The following is a 16,778-nucleotide window of genomic DNA, read 5'->3' as shown; positions in this document are numbered from 1 at the left end:
CATGACCACCACCTCGACGAAGAAGTCGATCGGCGCCCTCACCGCCGCGCTCCTCGCCGCGTGCATCGCGTTCCAGCTGAACGCGAGCATGCTCAGCCCCGCCCTCGTCACGATGGCGCGCGAGCTCAACACCGACGACGCCACGATCGGGCTGTCGCAGACCCTGTACTTCACGCTCGCGGCGCTGTTCTCGCTGTTCCTGCCGCGGCTGTCCGACATCGTCGGCCGCAAGCGCGTGCTGATCGGCATGCTCGCCGTGATGCTCGTCGGCAGCATCGTCGCCGCGCTCGCGGTGAACGTGCCGATGCTGTTCGCCGGTCGCATCATCCAGGGCGTCACCGGTCCGGTCGTCCCGATCTGCCTGCTCGTCCTGCGCAACGAGATCAGCGACCCGAAGCGCTACGGCGCCGCCCTCGGGCTGCTCACCGCGGTGAACGGCGGCATCGCGGGTGTCGACGCCCTGGCCGGCGGCTGGATCGCGACGAACTTCGGGTTCCGCGGGATCTTCTGGGTCATCGCCGTCGTCACCGTCCTCGCCCTGTTCCTGGTCGCCGTCTGGGGTGTCGAGTCGAAGCCCTCGGCCGGCACCCGGATGGACTGGATCGGCGTCGTGCCCCTCGTGGTGAGCGTCGGTGCGCTGCTCACGGCGTTCAACGAGGCCGGCAAGCTCGGCGCGGCGAACCCCGTGCTCGTGGTCGGTGGCGTCGTGGTCGCGCTCGTCGCCTTCGCCGTGTTCTGGGCCGTCGAGTCGCGGGTGCGGGAACCCCTGGTCGAGACCCGGTTCCTGAAGCGCCGCGCGACCTGGGCGCTCCTCGCCACGACGTTCCTGACGATGACGGGCGTGTTCGCCGTCGTCAACGGTCTGGTCACGTCGCTCGCGCAGAACGGGGACGCCGGCTTCGGGATGGAGGCCGACCTGGCCTCGCTCGTGTTCCTCACCCCGTACGCGCTGGTCGGCTGGATCGTCGGACCCTTCGCCGGACGCCTCGCCCCGACCATCGGGTACCGCGCGGTCCTGCGCTTCGGACTCATCGGCAGCATCGTCTCGACGGTCCTGATGGCGCTCGTCGGCGTGCACTCGCTGCCGGTGCTGGTCACCGCGACGGTGCTGATCGGCATCACCTACGCCGGCATCGCGAACATCATCCTGAACGGCCTGGGCATCGTGCTGTCGCCGGAGTCGAACCCCGGGTTCCTGCCCGGGCTGAACGCCGGTGCGTTCAACCTCGGCGCCGGGGTCAGCTTTGCGGTCCTGCCCGCGCTGCAGATCGCGCTCGGCGTCGGCGGTTCCGCGGGCACCGCCGGGTACTCCGGTGGCATGCTGCTCGGGGCCGCGATCACGACCGTCGCACTCGCGATCTCGTTCCTCATCCCCCGTCCGGAGGGTGCCGAGACCACGTCCGTCGCCCCGCAGAAGGAGACCGTCCGTTGACCGAGAGCATCGTCGTCGTCGGGTCGCTCAACGCGGACCTGGTGGTCCGCACCGCGCGCTTCCCCCAGCCCGGTGAGACCCTCCAGGGCTCCGACCTCGCGATCCTGCCCGGGGGCAAGTCCGCCAACCAGGCGGTGGCTGCCGGGAGGCTCGGGGGCACGGTGCGCATGATCGGTGCGGTCGGCGACGACGGGAACGGTGCGCTGCTCCGCGACTCCGTCGCGGCTGCGGGGGTCGACACGACGGACGTCGCCGTCCGGGAGGGCGTCGCGACCGGCACCGCCGTCATCACGGTCGACGCCGCAGGCGAGAACACCATCGTGATCTCCGCCGGGGCGAACGGCACGCTGACGCCGGACGACGTGCCGACCGACGTCTTCGCCGGCGCCGCGGTGCTGGGGCTCTGCCTCGAGGTGTCGATCGACGTCGTCCTCGCCGCCGCCCGGGCCGCGCACGCTGCCGGGGTCACGGTGCTCACGAACCTGTCGCCGTTCGGCGCCGTGCCGGCCGAGCTCCTCGAGCTGACCGACGTCCTGCTGGTGAACGAGCACGAGGCCGCGGCGCTCGGGGACCACGGCGTCGCGCGGTCGATCGTCACCCGCGGTGGTGCCGGCTGCGTCGTGTACGACGGGGACGCCGAGCCGGTGCCGATCGACGCCGTGCGGGTCGAGCCGGTGGACACCACGGGCTGCGGTGACGCCTTCATGGGTGCGGTGGCGCTGCGTCTGGCCGCGGGCGACACTCTCGTCGACGCCGCTCGGTTCGCGGTGGGGGTCGGGGCGTACGCCGCGACCAAGCCGGGCGCACAGGCCTCGTACCCGACCGCCGCCGAGCTGGAGGCGTTCCTGCGGGCGTAGGGCGGGCCTCCAGGCCGTTAGCGTTGTCCCCATGCGCGTGGGAGTCCTCGACATCGGGTCCAACACCGGCCACCTGCTCGTGGTGGACGCCCACGGCGGCGCCGCGCCGCTGCCGGCGTCCTCGTTCAAGCAGCCGCTGCGGCTGGCCGAGCACCTGGACGACTCGGGCGCGGTGACCCAGCAGGGGATCGATGCCCTGACCACCTTCGTCGCCGACGCCGTCCGCGTCGCCGAGGAGCGCGGTTGCGAGGACATGCTCGCGTTCGCCACCTCGGCGGTGCGCGACGCCGGCAACTCCGAGGCCGTGCTCGCCCACGTCGAGGCCTCCACCGGGGTCGAACTGGCAGTCCTGTCCGGCTCCGACGAGGCCCGGCTGACGTTCCTGGCCGTGCGCCGCTGGTTCGGCTGGTCCGCCGGTCGCCTGGCGGTCTTCGACATCGGCGGTGGCTCGCTCGAGATCGCTGGTGGTGCCGATGAGGCACCCGACGTCGCGTGGTCGATGCCGATCGGCGCCGCACGCCTGGCGCGCTCCTACTTCGCCGCCGGTACCCCGACGGAGGACGACGTCCGCCGCATCCGGCACGAGATCCGTGTGGAGATCGCCCGGGACGCCGGACGGCTGCTCCGTTCGGGGCGTTCGGACCGGGCCGTGGCGACATCGAAGACGTTCCGGTCGATCGCCCGCATCTGCGGTGCCGCCCCGTCGGCCGCCGGGCCCCTGGTGCCGCGCGCGCTCGACGGCGCGGTGCTGCGGCAGCGTCTGCCGGAGCTGCTGACGATGTCGGTCGAGGAGCTCGCGGCGCTGCCCGGCGTCTCACCGAGCCGGGCGCACCAGGTCGTGCCGGGCGCGCTCGTCGCCGAGGCGTGCCTGGACATCTTCGACCTGCCGGCGCTGGAGATCTGCCCGTGGGCGCTCCGCGAGGGCGTGATCCTCGAGCGGCTCGACCAGCTGTCGGTGCTGGGCAATTCCCAGTAGTGACCGTTATGGTCAGTACATGACCAGATCGGACACTCCCCGCGCGCTCGTCCCCGGCGCACTCTGGACGGTCGCGGGAGTCGGATGGCTCGTCGGCGAAGCCGTCTCGGCGTCGGCGTTCCCCGGCTACAGCTACGCGACGAACTACATCTCCGACCTCGGGGTCCCCGACGTCGGCACGTTCCAGGGGCGGTCGATCGACTCACCGCTGCACGTGCTCATGAACACGACGTTCATCGGGCAGGGCGTCCTGTTCGGGATCGCAGCGGTGCTCGCCGCCGTGGTGTTCCGCGCCGCGTCCCGCCGTGCGCGGGTGGCGACCGCGGTCCTCGCCGTGGTCCACCTGGTCGGGATGGTCCTGGTCGGCTCGTTCCACGGCAGCCAGACGAGCACCGACGGCGGCACCATCGTGTTCCACGTGCTCGGCGCCGCGGCAGCGATCACGACCGGCAACCTCGTGGCGATCACCGCGGGCATCGGATCCCGGGCCCTGCGGGCACCGGCGGCCTACCAGATCGCGAGCGTCACGCTCGGGCTAGTCGGCCTCGTCTCCCTCGTGATGCTCGTCGTGGACTCGTCGTCGACGGTGATCGAGGTGCTCCCCGACGGCGTGTGGGAGCGTGCGTCCGTGTACACGATCGTCGCGTGGGAGCTCCTGACCGGGATCACTCTGCTGGTCGCGGGGACGCGGCGACTGCGGACGGCGCGGGCTTCGGCGGTCGGCGCGTGACCCGCCCTGCGCGCCGCACTCGGCCCTCCGCCGAGGAGATCAACGGCGGCGTCCTGGACATCACCGCCGGACTCATCGCCCGACGCGGCATCAAGGACACCGCCGTGCAGGCCGTCGCCGACCAGGCCGGCTACTCGAAGGCGGGCATCCTCGCCCGGTTCACGAGCAAGGAGCTGCTCGTCGAGGCCGCGCTCGCGCAGTGCACCGCGCAGACCGAGGCGATCCGGGCAGCTGCCACCGCCGCCCCCGTGGGGGAGCCCCGCGACGCCGCGGCGCTCGCGGGCATCGCCGACCTCGCTCTCGTCCGGCCGGGGTGGGCTGAGCTCGCGCTCGCGGCCTTCACCCTGCGACGCGGGGACGACGTCGGCGTCCGGCTCGAACCGGTCGCAGCGACGCTCCTCGACGTGTTCGGCATCGACATGGCCGACGCCGCGGCCACCCAGCTCGACCGGCGTGCACGGGTCTCCGGGGCGTTCGGTGCGATCGTGATGCTCGCGCTGACGTACGAGACCGAGGCTTCCGCGGCGGAGGCCCGGCCGCACATGCTGCAGATCGGATGGGACGCCCTCGGCCACGACGGGCCCGTGCCGCTCGGGGCCGTCGGCTAGGCCCGCTCGGACCTCGGTGGAGCGAGCAGCCACGGACGGATCAGCTTCGTCACGAACGGCAGCACCCAGAACGTCATGATCGGCGTGAGCACGACGGTCGTGATGAGCACCCGGGGCAGGATCGCGACGTGCGCGAACGCGGGGACGAGCCAGGCCATCAGGTACGTGAACGCGAGGTTCACCGGGAAGAAGCCGAGCCAGATGCTCACGGACTGCTTCCACCGCGGGGGAGCGCTCGAGGCCGGGGCGTCCTGCGGGACGTCGAACCACCCCTCGATGCCGGTGCGCTTCTCGACGCGGGACTCCACCACCAGGTCACGGCCCAGGTCGAGCCAGCGCAGCCGGTCGTCGGAGTTCTCCCACGTCGCCAGGGAGTCGTGGTCGGCGAACCGGTAGAGCATGTGCCACTCGCGGGACTGCGCGGTGGAACGCACCCACCCCGAGCCGAGGAAGCCGGGGTAGCGGTTCGCCAGGTTCACCCCGGACTGCACCCAGCGGGTGACCTCGGGGATGCGATCGGGTTCGACCAGGCGGGTGACGGAGACGGTGACGGGCGGGCCTGCGGTCTCGGATGACGACTGCAGGCTCCCAGGCTCTTGTGGAGTCATCCGACCAGTGTCGCGGACCCGTGTTTCCGGCTCGTGACACGTGCCTCGCGCGCCGGCTGAACGGATCCGCGTCGTCCTTCGACCACCGTCCCAGGTGGGTGCAAGACGATCATCTGGCGAACGCACCACCGAGAGGACCCCGATGCCCCACCCCGAGCCCACCACCACCCTCGTCGCCACCGTCGACGGGCCCGACGGCGGCACGTACGAGGTGCGGCGGCTGACGCTCCCGGTGGGTGCGTCGACCGGCTGGCACCAGCACGACGCACGCCAGACGGGTCTCGTGGTGCGCGGTGCGCTGACGCACGTCACCGAAGAGGCCACTCGGGTCGTCGGGCCGGGGCAGGCCCTGGTCGAGGAGCCGCGCATCGTGCACGACGGCCGCAGCACCGGCACGGAGGACGCCGAGCTGCTCTACGTCGCCCACCTGCCGGCAGGTGCAGCGGCGTCGACCCCGGGCGAGCCACCAGCCAACGAGGGGCCGGCCCGCAGCGCGCTCGTGACGGTCCCGCTGGGCCGGCCGCGGTTCGTGCACGCCCTGCGCTACACCGCGATGTACGCGCCGAAGCCCTTCGCCGAGGCCCTGCTCGTCTACCGGGACAACGGCACGTACACGATCCTGTCCCCGGGTGAGGACCACCACGGCTGCTACGTCTCGGCGACCGATCCCGCCGAGGGGATGCGGCACGTCGCGTTCATGTCGTGGCCGTCCGCGGACTGGGGCCGGAACATCGCATCGCACACCCTGACCTTCGAGGCCGCGAGCGGTGCGTTCACCCAGGAGCTCCGGTTGCCGGGCGACCCGGTCCCGCGGGCGCAGTACGGGTACGCGGCGGCCGTCGAGGACCCGGAGTCGATCGACACCGGCGCCGGGTGGGCAGCGCTCCGCCAGCAGTACGCCGAGGTGTTCACCACGCTCGAGCGCCTGGCGGGCGGCGGGTCGACCGCGGCCTGAGCCGTCAGCTCGCCTGCTTCTTGGCGGCGGGCTTCTTGGCCGGGGCCTTCTTCGCCGGTGCCTTCTTCGGCGCCGACTTCGCGGTGGCCTTCTCCGTCGTGCTCTCCGCGGCCTTCTTGGCGGGCGCCTTCTTCGCCGGCGCCTTCCTGCCGGAGCTGGACGTGCCGGAGCCGGACGTGCCCGAGCCGGAACCGGACGACGACCGTGACGTCGACGACGAACGCGACCCCGAGCCTCCTGTCCGCTTCTTGTCGACGGACGCACGCAGGGCGGCCATCAGGTCGAGCACGTCACCGCCCTCGTCGTCGTCCTCGTCGTCCTGCGCGCCGAAGGTCTTCTCGGTGTCGATGTCGTCGCCCGCCTCGAGCTTGGCGTCGATCAGCTGCTGCAGTTCCTCCTGGTAGGAGTCGGTGTAGCGGTCGGGGTCGAAGTCGGTGGACATGCTCTCGACGAGCGAGGACGACATCTTGAGCTCGTTGGCGCTGACCTTCACCGTCGTGTCGAGGGTCTTGAAGTCGGCGGCGCGGACCTCGTCGCCCCAGAGCAGCCCCTGCAGCAGGATGACCTCGTCGTGCACCCGGAGCACCCCGAGCCGCGTCTTCTGCCGCAGGGTGAACTGCACGATCGCCAGACGGTCGGTCTTCGCCAGGGTCTCGCGCAGCAGCACGTACGCCTTCGGCGAGCGCGAATCGGGCTCCAGGTAGTAGGTCTTCTCGAACATCATCGGGTCGACCTGCTCGACGGGCACGAACTCGAGCACCTCGACCTCGTGCGACTGCTCCTCGGGGAGCTGCTTGAAGTCGTCCGCCGTGAGCACCACGGTCTTGTCGCCGTCGTCGTAGGCACGCTGGATGTCCGCGTACTCGACCTCGTGGCCGAACTCGCACACCCGCTTGTACCGGATGCGGCCCTTGTCGTCGTCGTGGACCTGGTGCAGGGACACGTCGTGCGTCTCGGTGGCCGCGTAGACCTTGATGGGCACGTTGACGAGCCCGAACGCGATGGAGCCCTTCCAGATCGACCTCATGCGCACATGATGCCCGCCCGCACGCGTGCGTGCCCGGAGCCGACGGTTCCTCCACAGGTCCGCTGTCCGGGGGATCGTTCCACGGATGTCCGGTTCGCTGGACCGCCGCGAGGCCGGCGCGAGCACGATGGGCCCATGAGCCAGCTCGACAAGCAGGACCCGCGCGACCAGTTCCCCCGTCCGCCGTTCCCCGCGCAGACCCAGCAGGGGTCCGGGCTGGCGAGTGCGATGGACCCCGCCCCCGACCACGGCGAGACGAGCTACCTGGGCACCGGGCGGATGCGCGGGTACCGGGTGCTCGTCACGGGCGCGGACTCCGGCATCGGGCGCGCTGCGGCGATCGCGATGGCGAAGGAGGGCGCCGACGTCGCCCTGAACGCCCTGCCCGAAGAGCGCGAGGACCTCGAACAGGTCCGCGACGTCATCGGTGACCTCGGGCGCAAGGCCGTGCTGCTGCCCGGCGACCTGACGGACGAGGCCTTCTGCGACGTCCTGGTGCAGGACGCCGTCAGCGAGCTCGGCGGCCTGGACGCGCTCGTGCTGGTCGCGGGCCACCAGCAGGTGCACGAGGACGTCACCGAGCAGAGCACCGAGGACTTCGACCGCACGATGAAGGTCAACCTGTACTCGCTGTTCTGGCTCGTCCGTGCCGCGGTCCCGCACATGGCGCCGGGCAGCTCGATCGTCACGACCAGCTCGGTGTCCGCGTACCAGCCGCAGGACCGCATGATCGACTACGCCGCGACGAAGGCCGCGATCATCACCTACACGAACGGGCTCGGGCGGCAGCTCGCCAGCAAGGGCATCCGTGCCAACACGGTGGTGCCCGGGCCGGTGTGGACGCCCCTGCAGCCGATCAGCTACCCGGGCGACGAGATCGCGGCGTACGGCCAGGACACCCCGTTCGGTCGTCCCGCCCAGCCCGTCGAGCTCGGCAGCGCCTACGTCTACCTGGCCGGGCCCGAGTCGTCGTACACGTCCGGCACGACCCTGACGGTGGCGGGAGCGACCGGGGTGGCGCTGTGAGTCCCGCCTCACGCAAGACCGTCGTCCTGGTCGGGGACCGGCGGCTCGCCCTCACGAACACCGACAAGGTGCTCTACCCCGAGACCGGCACCACCAAGGGGCGGGTGGTCGAGTACTACGAGCGGGTCGCGCCGTGGATGATCCCGCACGTCAAGGACCGCCCGGTGACCCGGAAGCGCTGGGCCAACGGTGTCGAGGGCAAGGTCTTCTTCGAGAAGAACCTGCCCGACTCGGCCCCCGACTGGGTGCGGCACCACACCATCCACCACTCGGAGCACGACAACGAGTACCCGATCGTCGACGACCTGCCGACCCTGGTGTGGATGGCGCAGCAGGCCGCGCTCGAACTGCACGTCCCGCAGTGGCGGTTCGGCCCCCGCGGCGCGCAGCAGAACCCGGACCGGCTCGTCCTCGACCTCGACCCGGGTGACGGCGTCGGGCTGCCCGAGTGCGTCGAGGTCGCCGTGGCCGCGCGCGAGATCCTGCACGGCATGGGACTCGCCCCGTACCCGGTGACGTCCGGCTCCAAGGGCATCCACCTGTACGCGGCGCTCGACGGCAAGGCGACGACGGCGCAGGTCTCCGACGTCGCCCACGAGCTGGCCAAGGCCCTCGAGACCGACCTGCCGGACCTGGTGCTGTCGTCGATGAGCCGTGCCGAGCGGAAGGGCAAGGTTTTCGTCGACTGGTCGCAGAACAACGGCAACAAGACGACCATCGCCCCGTACTCGCTGCGCGGCCGCGAGCGACCGACGGTCGCGGCGCCCCGCACCTGGAAGGAACTCGAGGAACGCGGGCTCGCGCAGCTCACGTTGGACGAGGTCCTCGAACGCCTGGAGGCCCGTGGGGACTTCCTGCACCCGGTCGCCTCCGCCTCGCTGGCCGTCGGGCGCGACGACCACGGTCACTGGGACAGCGACCGGACCGAGCGCGCGAACGACGCCGAGCAGCCCGCACGTGACCGGCTCGCCGCCTACCGGGCGAAGCGGGACGCCTCGAAGACGCCGGAGCCCGTGCCCGAGGGAGCGCCCACCGTGCGGAAGGACGGCACACCGACCTTCGTCATCCAGGAGCACCACGCCACCCGCGACCACTACGACTTCCGGCTCGAGCACGACGGGGTGCTGGTGAGCTGGGCCCTGCCGAAGGGCGAGCCGACCGACCCGGGCAAGAACCACCTGGCCGTGCAGACCGAGGACCACCCGCTCGAGTACGGGTCGTTCGAGGGCACGATCCCGAAGGACGAGTACGGCGGCGGCACGGTCACGATCTGGGACGACGGCACCTACGAGCTCGAGAAGTGGCGCGAGGGGCAGGAGGTCATCGTCACCCTGCACGGTCGGGCCGGCGGCGCTCGCCGTCTCGCGCTGTTGCACACCCGCGGCCGTGGCGGCGGGGACGAGAAGAACTGGCTCATCCACCGCACGAAGGAGCAACCCGAACGGCTGGCGGACGGCAGCGGCTCTGCCGGGCCGACGGTGGCGCGACGGTCGGACCGGCCGTCGGACGGGCACGGCGATGCGCACCGGGCCGGGCAGCGACGGATCAGCGGGACCGCGGACGCTGAGACCCCGCCGTCGGAGCGCCGGACGATGCAGGCGACCCTGGCCAAGGGGGAGCCCCGGCTGGACCCGGCCGACTGGGCCTTCGAGATGAAGTGGGACGGGGTGCGCGCGCTGGCGACGGTCCGTGACGGGTCGGTGACCCTGCGCAGCCGCAACGACAACGACCTGACGGCCCAGTACCCCGAGCTGCAGGAACTGGGCGAGCGGGCCGGCGTGGACGGCGTGTTCGACGGTGAGATCGTGGCCGTCGACGATCGTGGCCGACCCTCGTTCCAGCTGCTCCAGAACCGCATGGGCCTGACGAAGGCGCGCGAGGTCCGGAGCGCGCAGGAGACCACGCCCGTGCGGTTCCTGCTGTTCGACGTGCTCGAGGCGGACGGGCACGAGCTCACGCGGCTCGGCTACGACGCCCGGCGGCAGGCACTCGAGACGGTCGTGGACCCGGGCGGCGCGATCGACGTGCCGCCGGCGGTGCAGGGCGACCTCGACGTGGTGTTGACCGCATCGCGCGAGCAGGGCCTCGAGGGCGTGGTCGCGAAGAAGCGGTCGTCGAAGTACGCCGAGGGGCGGCGGTCCGAAGCCTGGCTGAAGCTGAAGCACCACGCCACGCAGGAAGTCGTCGTCGGCGGCTGGAAGCCGGGCAGCGGTCGACGTGCCGGCGGGATCGGGTCGCTGTTGCTCGGGGTGCCCGGCCCCGACGGGCTGGAGTACGTCGGCAAGGTCGGCACCGGGTTCCGTGACCGCGACCTCGACGAGATCGCCGGTGTCCTCGCACCGCTGGAACGGAAGACCCCGCCGTTCGTCGACGTCCCACGACCCGACGCGCGAGATGCGCACTGGGTCACGCCGAAGCGCGTCGGCGAGGTCGAGTTCGCCGAGTGGACCGGCGACGGACGGCTCCGGCAGCCGTCGTGGCGCGGGTGGCGGGTGGACAAGGACCCGGACGACGTCGTGCGGGAGTCCTGAGGCACTCCGCTCGCTGTTGCCACATGCGTGCGCATGGGGTCCGCCGGTGGCGAACATCCGTCCCCCGTCCCGAGCCTGCGTGGGGGACAGTATCGGCACCGCTGGCCACGATCGGCCATCGGCTGTTACGTTCGCCGGGACGAAGGGGGCTTCGAAGATGAACTCGAGCAAGTACCTGCCGCCCTACACGGCCGCAGAACGCGTCGCGATCACGGGGGACGACCTGTCACAGCGGACCGTCGAACCGGGCAGCGGCGCCACGGAGACCGAGGTCCGGTACGCGGACTTCCTCGCTGACGAGGACGACGACTGACCGGGGCGGTCTGAGCGGCTGACCGCCCGGCGGGCGGGACAGACCCGACGGCCCGCACGCTGGATCAGGGAGCGCACGGACCGTCGCCGGGGCACGTGACCAGTCGGTTCAGGGAGACCGACCACGAGGCCCCGCACCGGGCTCGCCGAAGCGCGACCGGTGGGTCCACTGGTGAGACGTGCCGAGTGACCGGATCGTCACACGAGCGGCAAGAAGAATCGCCGGGCGACCTCGATGGTCGCCCGGCGATCTCGTCTGTCCGGGGGGATCCTGTCGGATCAGGACGGGGTCAGGCCGCGGGTGCAGGGCCGTCGGAGGGCGCCGCGTGGTCGGCCACGGGCGCGTCTTCCTCGATGAGCTCGTCCTCTTCCGGCTCGACCACCTCGGCCGCGGCGGCCTTGGCCTCGTCGATGGACTCCTGGGAACGGCGGAGCAGGTCGTCGTCGTGTGCTGCCTGATCGGTCATGCACAGCAACCTACGCGGGCGTCCCTGTGTCGGCGTCCCGACGGCGGGCTCCGTGCGGCGGGTCGTGCCGGCCGGTGTGCGGTGGCTCGAAGTCCACCGCGGACGTCGGTGCGGGCGTCGAGGGCATCGCCGGGGCGGCCGGGGAGCCGAACGCGTCGGCGGCGTCGAGCACCGCACGGGTGGCGGCCACGGCCGTCCGGAGTGCATCGCGGACGGGCATCGCCCGGTGCGCGGGGGTCCGGACCTCGACTCCCCACGGCTCGTCGAACCCGAGTTCGCGCACGGTCCGCACGAAGCCGGGCAGGTCCCACGCTCCGGCGCCGGGCAGGTACCGCGCGGTCCGGGACTCCTCGGCGAGGGTCATCCCGCTCGGGGTGTGCAGCAGTCCGTCGCTCAGCTCGACGGCTGCGAGGACCCCCGGTGCGACGCCCTGCCGGATCGACGCGAGGGTGGAACCGCCGCGGAGTGCGTGCATGGCGTCGATGAGCAAGCCGCCGTTGGGGTGTCCGGCGGCGGCGACGAAGCGGGAGGCCCGTTCGATCGTGGGCAGGTTCGACCACGGTTCCGGTTCGAGCACGAGCTGCGCTCCGACCGCCTCGGCCTGGTCGGCGAGCACGACCCAGTCGTCGGCCATCGTCGCGGGGGAGGCTCCGGGCAACGAAGTGTCGGCGCGCGCCACCACCTGCCAGGCGCTCAGTGTCGCCGCGGCCTCGAGCACGACACCGCGGTCGGCGTCCTCGTCCTGGGTGCGGCTCGTGCACGTCCACCACCGGTCGAGTGGTCCGAGCTGGACCCAGACGATGCCGGCGGCGTCGAGCATGCGGCGCAGTTCGGCGAAGCCCGTCGTCGCGCGGACCTCGTGCAGGTCGTCGAGGGACAGCGACAGGCCGGCGAACCCGGCGGCACCGACGGCGTGCACGCGGTCGCGGATGCTCTCGTCGCCCGCCCACGTCCAGGACGTGGCGAGCAGGTCGTGTTCCAGCACGGTGGTACCTCCGGCAGTCCCGAGGTGTCCGCGTCGCCCCGTCGCGATGCGCCGCCCCGTGTCCGCCGCGGGCCCCACCCGCGACGATGCCCAAGATCTACCCGAGCTGCCTGCGAACGCTCCCAGCCCGTCGACACATCGCCGACACGTACTTCAGACGATCCGGGTCCGGACCTCGCCGACGCCGGCGATCGTGCCGACGAGCACGGCGCCGCGTTCGAGCACGCCGACACCGTCAGGAGTGCCGGTCATCACGAGGTCGCCGGGCGCGAGCGCCACGGACCGTGACAGCGCCGCGATCGTCTCGGCGACCGACCAGATCTGGTCGGTCAGGTCGCCCGACTGCCGGAGTTCCCCGTCCACCGTCAGCTCGATCGCGCCGCTGGTCGGGTCGACCTCGGCCGCCGGGGTGAGCACGCCGATCGGTGCCGAGGCGTCGAAGCCCTTGGCCGTGTCCCACGGGCGCCCGAGTCGCTTCGCCTCGGCCTGCAGGTCGCGACGGGTGAGGTCGATCCCGACGGCGTACCCCCAGACGTGTGCGAGGGCGTCGGCGACCGCGATGTCCGTGCCGCCGGTGCCGATCGCGACGACGAGCTCGACCTCGTGCTCCAGTTGCTGCGTCAGCGGCGGGTACGGGGTGTCGGCGCCGTCGACCACGACCGCGTCGGCGGGCTTGGTGAAGAAGAACGGCGGCTCGCGGTCCGGGTCGTGGCCCATCTCGCGGGCGTGCGCGGCGTAGTTCCGGCCGACGCAGAACACACGGCGGACGGGGAAACGCTCGCCCGTCGTTGTGGGCACGGTCGGGAGGCTCGGGGCCGGGATGACGAGTTCGGTCACGGTGCCAGCGTGGCAGGCTCGCAGGGCATCGGTTCAGCTCTCACCGAAGGACGCCTCGTACTTGAGCTTCCGCGCCCGTGCGCGCTCCTGGCGTTCGCGCCATTCGATGCGCGCCTGACGGAGCTCTTCCTCGGCGCCCTTCGCCCGCATCATGGGCCCGTAGTGCGGGTCCGCCAGCAGTGCGGGCGTCGTCAGTTCACGTCCGTCGAGCCAGCGCTTGAAGTCCTTGTCACTCAGCTTCGAGATCATCGTTCGCTCCTTCGATCGTCGCTGCGGTCAGGTCGTCGAGTGCCTGGCCGACCCAGCGGTCGTCCGCGGTCGTCCAACTGCGGGTCACCAGCGCAGCGGACATCACTCCGGCGGCCGCGCGCTGTCCTTCGTCGTCCGAGGTCGCCCGGTCGGCGACCCACGACCAACGCTGCCACCACAGGTCGCGGTGCACCGAGAACTCTGCATTTCGCCGTCCTGCGCGCCCGTCGAGCACCGAGGCGACGAGCGCACCCAGCGCAACGGACGCGCTCGTGACCGACACGAGCGCGCTGATCCAGCCGATGTCCATGCCGGAACCCTGACAGCACGGAACCGGCCACGCGGCGGGCGTGACCGGTCCTGTGGAGGGCGATCCGGGCCTCCAGGCCTGTGGAGGAGTGCGTCAGTTCCCGGGCGCGGCCGCCTCGGTCTCGCCCGCACCCGGGTCGCCGCCGGTCCCGCCGCTGGCGGGCTCGTCCTGCGGCCAGCCCGCGAACTCCCAGCCCGCGAGGGACGGGTGGTCCTCACCCTTCGTGTACGCGAACGTCCGCGCGGCGTCACGCGCCTCGGACAGCTTCGTGAGCAGGTCGGCGTGTGCCTCGGCGTCCACCCGCGTCAGGGCGTCGTGGGCCAGGGCGAAGCGGTCCATCTCGTTGCGCATGAGCATGTCGAACGGCGAGGTCGTCGTGCCCTGCTCGAGGAACCCGTGCACGTGCAGGTCGTCGTGCCCGTTCCGGCGGTACGTCAGCTGGTGCACGAGGGTCGGGTACCCGTGGAACGCGAAGACCGTGGGCGTGCCGGGCAGGAAGAGCGCGTCGTACTGCTCGTCCGGGATCGGGTGCTCGTGCTTGCGCGGGTCGCCGAGCGCGAGCAGGTCGACGACGTTGAGCACGCGGACCCCGACGCCGGGAGCGTGCTTCCGGATGATGTCGGTGGCGGCGATCGCCTCAACCGTGGGGACGTCACCGGCGCAGGCGAGCACGACGTCGACCTTCCCGACGGCCTGCTCGGTGCCGGCGAAGTCCCACACGCCGAGTCCGGCCTGCGCGTGCGCGACCGCGTCGTCGAGGGACAGGAAGACCGGCTCCGGGTGCTTGCCCGCGACGATCACCTCGATGCGGTCCGTGGTCTCCATCGCGTGCGCGGCGACGGCGAGCAACGTGTTGGCGTCGGCCGGCAGCTTGATCCGGACGAGGTCCTGCTGCTTCGACGCGACGACGTCGAGGAACCCGGGGTCCTGGTGGGAGAACCCGTTGTGGTCCTGTCGCCAGACGTGCGACGAGAGCAGGAGCGACAGGTTGGACACCGGCACCCGCCAGTCGATGTCGGTCGAGGACTCCAGCCACTTGGCGTACTGCCCGACCATCGAGTCGATGATGTGGGCGAACGCCTCGTAGGTGTTGAGCATCCCGTGCCGACCGGACAGCACGTACCCCTCGAGCATCCCCTCCAGCAGGTGCTCGGACAGGACCTCGGTGACCCGTCCGCGTGCGGCGAGGTGCTCGTCGCCTGCGGTGCGCTGGGCCCGCCAGACGCGCGAGGTCACGTCGAAGACGGCGTCGAGCTTGTTCGAGATCGTCTCGTCCGGGCCGAACAGCCGGAAGGTCGAGGCGTTCTTCTCGATGAGTGCGGCGAGCCAGGGGCCGAGCGTGCCCGTGGCGGATGCCGTGGAACCGGCCTCGACCGCGTACGGCTCGAGCGGCGGCCGGTCGAGCGCGGTCCGCAGCCGACCGCCGTTGCCGTGCGGGGTGGCACTCATCCGCTCGTCACCGGTCGGACGGATCGTGGTCATGATGCCGACGGGGTGGCCGTCCTCGTCGAAGAGCTCCTCGGGGCGGTACGAGCGCATCCACTCCTCGAGCTGCGCACGGTGGCCGTCGTCCTCGCGCACCGCGGGCAGCGGCACCTGGTGCGCGCGGAAGGTCCCCTCGACCTGCTCGCCGTCGACCTCCTTCGGGCCGGTCCAGCCCTTCGGGGTGCGCAGCACGATCATCGGCCAGCGCGGACGCAGGTCCGCGGCGCCGGCGGGCTGCCCCGCGGCGGCACGGGCGGCCTGGGCGCGGGCAGCGGCCTGGATGTCGTCGATGCCGGCGAGGGCGCGTCGCAGGGCACCGTCGAACAGGGCGTGCACCGCGTACGGGTCGTCGTCGACGCGGCGGGAGTCGACCACGATCGGGTCGTAGCCGAGCCCGCGGAAGTACGCGGTGAGGTCCTCGTCGGGGATGCGGGCCAGGACGGTCGGGTTCGCGATCTTCCAGCCGTTGAGGTTGAGGATCGGCAGCACGGCACCGTCGGAGACCGGGTCGAGGAACGTGTGCGCCTGCCACGACCCGGCGAGCGGACCGGTCTCGGCCTCACCGTCACCGACCACGCACGCGACGACGAGGTCCGGGTTGTCGAGCGCCGCACCGTAGGCGTGCGACAGCGAGTAGCCGAGCTCACCACCCTCGTTGATGGAGCCGGGGGTCTCCGGGGCGGCGTGCGACGGGATGCCGCCGGGGAACGAGAACTGGCGGAAGAACCGCTGCAGGTCGACGTCCTGGTACAGCTCGTTCCACGTGCCGTCCAGCCAGGCGTTCGCGTTCATCGCCGGGCCACCGTGCCCCGGGCCGCAGATGTACAGGAACTCGCGACCGGTCTCCGTGATCAGCGCGTTGCAGTGCGCGTACACGAGGTTCAGTGCGGGGGAGGTGCCCCAGTGGCCGAGCAGCCGCGGCTTGACGTCGTCGGGTTCGATCGGCCTGGTGAGCAGCGGGTTGTCCAGCAGGTAGATCTGCCCGACCGTCAGGTAGTTGGCGGCGCGCCACCAGGCGTCGACCGCCCGGAGCCGGTCGGTGGTGGAGATGTGTGCTGGAGCCATGGGTACACGGTACGAAACACCGGGTTGCGGCACCTCAGGAAACTCGTCCCAAACCGTTCGGGCGGGGGCGCCGAATGACTTGCACAGGGCAAAAGCCCAGGGCGCTCTCCGGTCACAGTTGGCCGGTACTCAGTATGTGCACAGTGCACATTCGGCCACCGGCCGGAGCGCCTCCAGAGCAAAGGACTGATCACGATGCGTAAGAGCCTCAAGACCTCCATCACCCTCGCCACGACCGGCGCCCTCGTCCTCGGCGGCGCCGCGTTCGGGATCTCCTCCGCCCAGGCCGCGACCCCGAACGTGCACACGGTGTCCTCG

At 71.7% G+C, this 16,778-nt stretch carries 17 protein-coding genes; 9 read left to right on the top strand and 8 right to left on the bottom strand.

Annotated elements, in window-relative coordinates; genetic code table 11:
- The first annotated feature begins 1 nt into the window (after position 1).
- Genes uriT through HP445_RS11535 form a run of 5 tightly spaced genes read left to right on the top strand, consistent with a single transcriptional unit; the run spans position 2 to position 4,603 of the window.
- The gene (gene uriT / locus HP445_RS11555) at positions 2-1,432 is read left to right on the top strand and encodes a uridine transporter UriT (RefSeq protein ID WP_111039774.1); all 1,431 of its coding nucleotides are present in this window, start codon (positions 2-4) and stop codon (positions 1,430-1,432) included.
- On the top strand, positions 1,429-2,289 hold the full coding sequence (locus HP445_RS11550; protein WP_111089363.1) for a ribokinase: 861 nt from the start codon (positions 1,429-1,431) through the stop codon (positions 2,287-2,289). Before uriT ends, HP445_RS11550 begins: the two co-directional genes overlap by 4 nt.
- A 31-nt stretch (positions 2,290-2,320) precedes the next feature.
- Positions 2,321-3,265: a Ppx/GppA family phosphatase gene (locus tag HP445_RS11545; protein ID WP_111089362.1), complete on the top strand. Its 945-nt coding sequence runs from the start codon at positions 2,321-2,323 to the stop codon at positions 3,263-3,265.
- 19 nt (positions 3,266-3,284) lie between these two features.
- The gene (locus tag HP445_RS11540; RefSeq protein WP_128780158.1) at positions 3,285-3,995 is read left to right on the top strand and encodes a DUF998 domain-containing protein; all 711 of its coding nucleotides are present in this window, start codon (positions 3,285-3,287) and stop codon (positions 3,993-3,995) included.
- Positions 3,992-4,603, top strand: coding sequence for a TetR/AcrR family transcriptional regulator (locus tag HP445_RS11535; protein WP_164941142.1), 612 nt, complete (start codon positions 3,992-3,994; stop codon positions 4,601-4,603). Before HP445_RS11540 ends, HP445_RS11535 begins: the two co-directional genes overlap by 4 nt.
- Here HP445_RS11535 and HP445_RS11530 read toward each other — a convergent pair.
- Positions 4,600-5,211, bottom strand: coding sequence for an antibiotic biosynthesis monooxygenase (locus HP445_RS11530; protein ID WP_111028615.1), 612 nt, complete (start codon positions 5,209-5,211; stop codon positions 4,600-4,602). The two genes, HP445_RS11535 and HP445_RS11530, sit on opposite strands and share 4 nt — an antisense overlap.
- Positions 5,212-5,353: 142 nt before the next feature.
- Between HP445_RS11530 and HP445_RS11525 the strand changes: the two genes are divergently transcribed.
- Entirely contained in the window at positions 5,354-6,166 is an 813-nt protein-coding gene (locus HP445_RS11525) for a cupin domain-containing protein (RefSeq protein WP_128780156.1), read from the top strand.
- Between the two features lie 4 nt (positions 6,167-6,170).
- Here HP445_RS11525 and ku read toward each other — a convergent pair whose 3' ends face one another.
- Positions 6,171-7,193, bottom strand: coding sequence for a non-homologous end joining protein Ku (gene ku, locus HP445_RS11520; protein ID WP_128780155.1), 1,023 nt, complete (start codon positions 7,191-7,193; stop codon positions 6,171-6,173).
- Positions 7,194-7,328: 135 nt separating this feature from the next.
- On the opposite strand from ku, the gene HP445_RS11515 reads away from it, so the two are divergent.
- The 3 genes from HP445_RS11515 to HP445_RS11505 all read left to right on the top strand — a co-directional run bounded on the left by HP445_RS11515 (position 7,329) and on the right by HP445_RS11505 (position 11,063).
- Entirely contained in the window at positions 7,329-8,219 is an 891-nt protein-coding gene (locus HP445_RS11515) for an SDR family oxidoreductase (protein WP_128780154.1), read from the top strand.
- Positions 8,216-10,750: an ATP-dependent DNA ligase gene (locus HP445_RS11510; protein WP_128780153.1), complete on the top strand. Its 2,535-nt coding sequence runs from the start codon at positions 8,216-8,218 to the stop codon at positions 10,748-10,750. Before HP445_RS11515 ends, HP445_RS11510 begins: the two co-directional genes overlap by 4 nt.
- A 157-nt stretch (positions 10,751-10,907) precedes the next feature.
- Positions 10,908-11,063, top strand: coding sequence for a hypothetical protein (locus HP445_RS11505; protein ID WP_164941141.1), 156 nt, complete (start codon positions 10,908-10,910; stop codon positions 11,061-11,063).
- Between the two features lie 289 nt (positions 11,064-11,352).
- Here HP445_RS11505 and HP445_RS11500 read toward each other — a convergent pair whose 3' ends face one another.
- The 6 genes from HP445_RS11500 to HP445_RS11475 form a co-directional block, all read right to left on the bottom strand.
- Positions 11,353-11,529: a hypothetical protein gene (locus tag HP445_RS11500; RefSeq protein ID WP_164941140.1), complete on the bottom strand. Its 177-nt coding sequence runs from the start codon at positions 11,527-11,529 to the stop codon at positions 11,353-11,355.
- 10 nt (positions 11,530-11,539) lie between these two features.
- Positions 11,540-12,514, bottom strand: coding sequence for a sugar phosphate isomerase/epimerase family protein (locus HP445_RS11495; protein ID WP_164941139.1), 975 nt, complete (start codon positions 12,512-12,514; stop codon positions 11,540-11,542).
- Positions 12,515-12,667: 153 nt separating this feature from the next.
- Positions 12,668-13,351, bottom strand: a complete 684-nt coding sequence (locus HP445_RS11490; protein ID WP_128780151.1) for a fumarylacetoacetate hydrolase family protein — start codon at positions 13,349-13,351, stop codon at positions 12,668-12,670.
- Positions 13,352-13,384: 33 nt separating this feature from the next.
- The gene (locus HP445_RS11485) at positions 13,385-13,600 is read right to left on the bottom strand and encodes a hypothetical protein (RefSeq protein ID WP_111047860.1); all 216 of its coding nucleotides are present in this window, start codon (positions 13,598-13,600) and stop codon (positions 13,385-13,387) included.
- Positions 13,581-13,910: a hypothetical protein gene (locus HP445_RS11480; RefSeq protein WP_111024898.1), complete on the bottom strand. Its 330-nt coding sequence runs from the start codon at positions 13,908-13,910 to the stop codon at positions 13,581-13,583. The genes HP445_RS11485 and HP445_RS11480 overlap by 20 nt, the downstream gene beginning before the upstream one ends.
- Before the next feature lie 93 nt (positions 13,911-14,003).
- Positions 14,004-16,460, bottom strand: coding sequence for a phosphoketolase family protein (locus HP445_RS11475; protein WP_128780150.1), 2,457 nt, complete (start codon positions 16,458-16,460; stop codon positions 14,004-14,006).
- Between the last annotated feature and the right edge of the window lie 318 nt (positions 16,461-16,778).

This window comes from Curtobacterium flaccumfaciens (assembly GCF_013359815.1).
GTDB lineage: Bacteria > Actinomycetota > Actinomycetes > Actinomycetales > Microbacteriaceae > Curtobacterium > Curtobacterium flaccumfaciens.
The sequence above is the reverse complement of the archived record's forward strand: the minus strand, read 5'-3'. Positions and strand labels throughout refer to the sequence as shown.

Excerpts from the sequence above, each read along its gene's own strand:
- uriT (WP_111039774.1), top strand. The coding sequence starts at position 2 with ATGACCACCACCTCGACGAAGAAGTCGATCGGCGCCCTCACCGCCGCG.
- HP445_RS11545 (WP_111089362.1), top strand. The coding sequence starts at position 2,321 with ATGCGCGTGGGAGTCCTCGACATCGGGTCCAACACCGGCCACCTGCTC.
- HP445_RS11540 (WP_128780158.1), top strand. The coding sequence starts at position 3,285 with ATGACCAGATCGGACACTCCCCGCGCGCTCGTCCCCGGCGCACTCTGG.
- HP445_RS11530 (WP_111028615.1), bottom strand. The coding sequence starts at position 5,211 with ATGACTCCACAAGAGCCTGGGAGCCTGCAGTCGTCATCCGAGACCGCA.
- HP445_RS11525 (WP_128780156.1), top strand. The coding sequence starts at position 5,354 with ATGCCCCACCCCGAGCCCACCACCACCCTCGTCGCCACCGTCGACGGG.
- ku (WP_128780155.1), bottom strand. The coding sequence starts at position 7,193 with ATGAGGTCGATCTGGAAGGGCTCCATCGCGTTCGGGCTCGTCAACGTG.
- HP445_RS11515 (WP_128780154.1), top strand. The coding sequence starts at position 7,329 with ATGAGCCAGCTCGACAAGCAGGACCCGCGCGACCAGTTCCCCCGTCCG.
- HP445_RS11505 (WP_164941141.1), top strand. The coding sequence starts at position 10,908 with ATGAACTCGAGCAAGTACCTGCCGCCCTACACGGCCGCAGAACGCGTC.
- HP445_RS11500 (WP_164941140.1), bottom strand. The coding sequence starts at position 11,529 with ATGACCGATCAGGCAGCACACGACGACGACCTGCTCCGCCGTTCCCAG.
- HP445_RS11485 (WP_111047860.1), bottom strand. The coding sequence starts at position 13,600 with ATGATCTCGAAGCTGAGTGACAAGGACTTCAAGCGCTGGCTCGACGGA.
- HP445_RS11480 (WP_111024898.1), bottom strand. The coding sequence starts at position 13,910 with ATGGACATCGGCTGGATCAGCGCGCTCGTGTCGGTCACGAGCGCGTCC.
- HP445_RS11475 (WP_128780150.1), bottom strand. The coding sequence starts at position 16,460 with ATGGCTCCAGCACACATCTCCACCACCGACCGGCTCCGGGCGGTCGAC.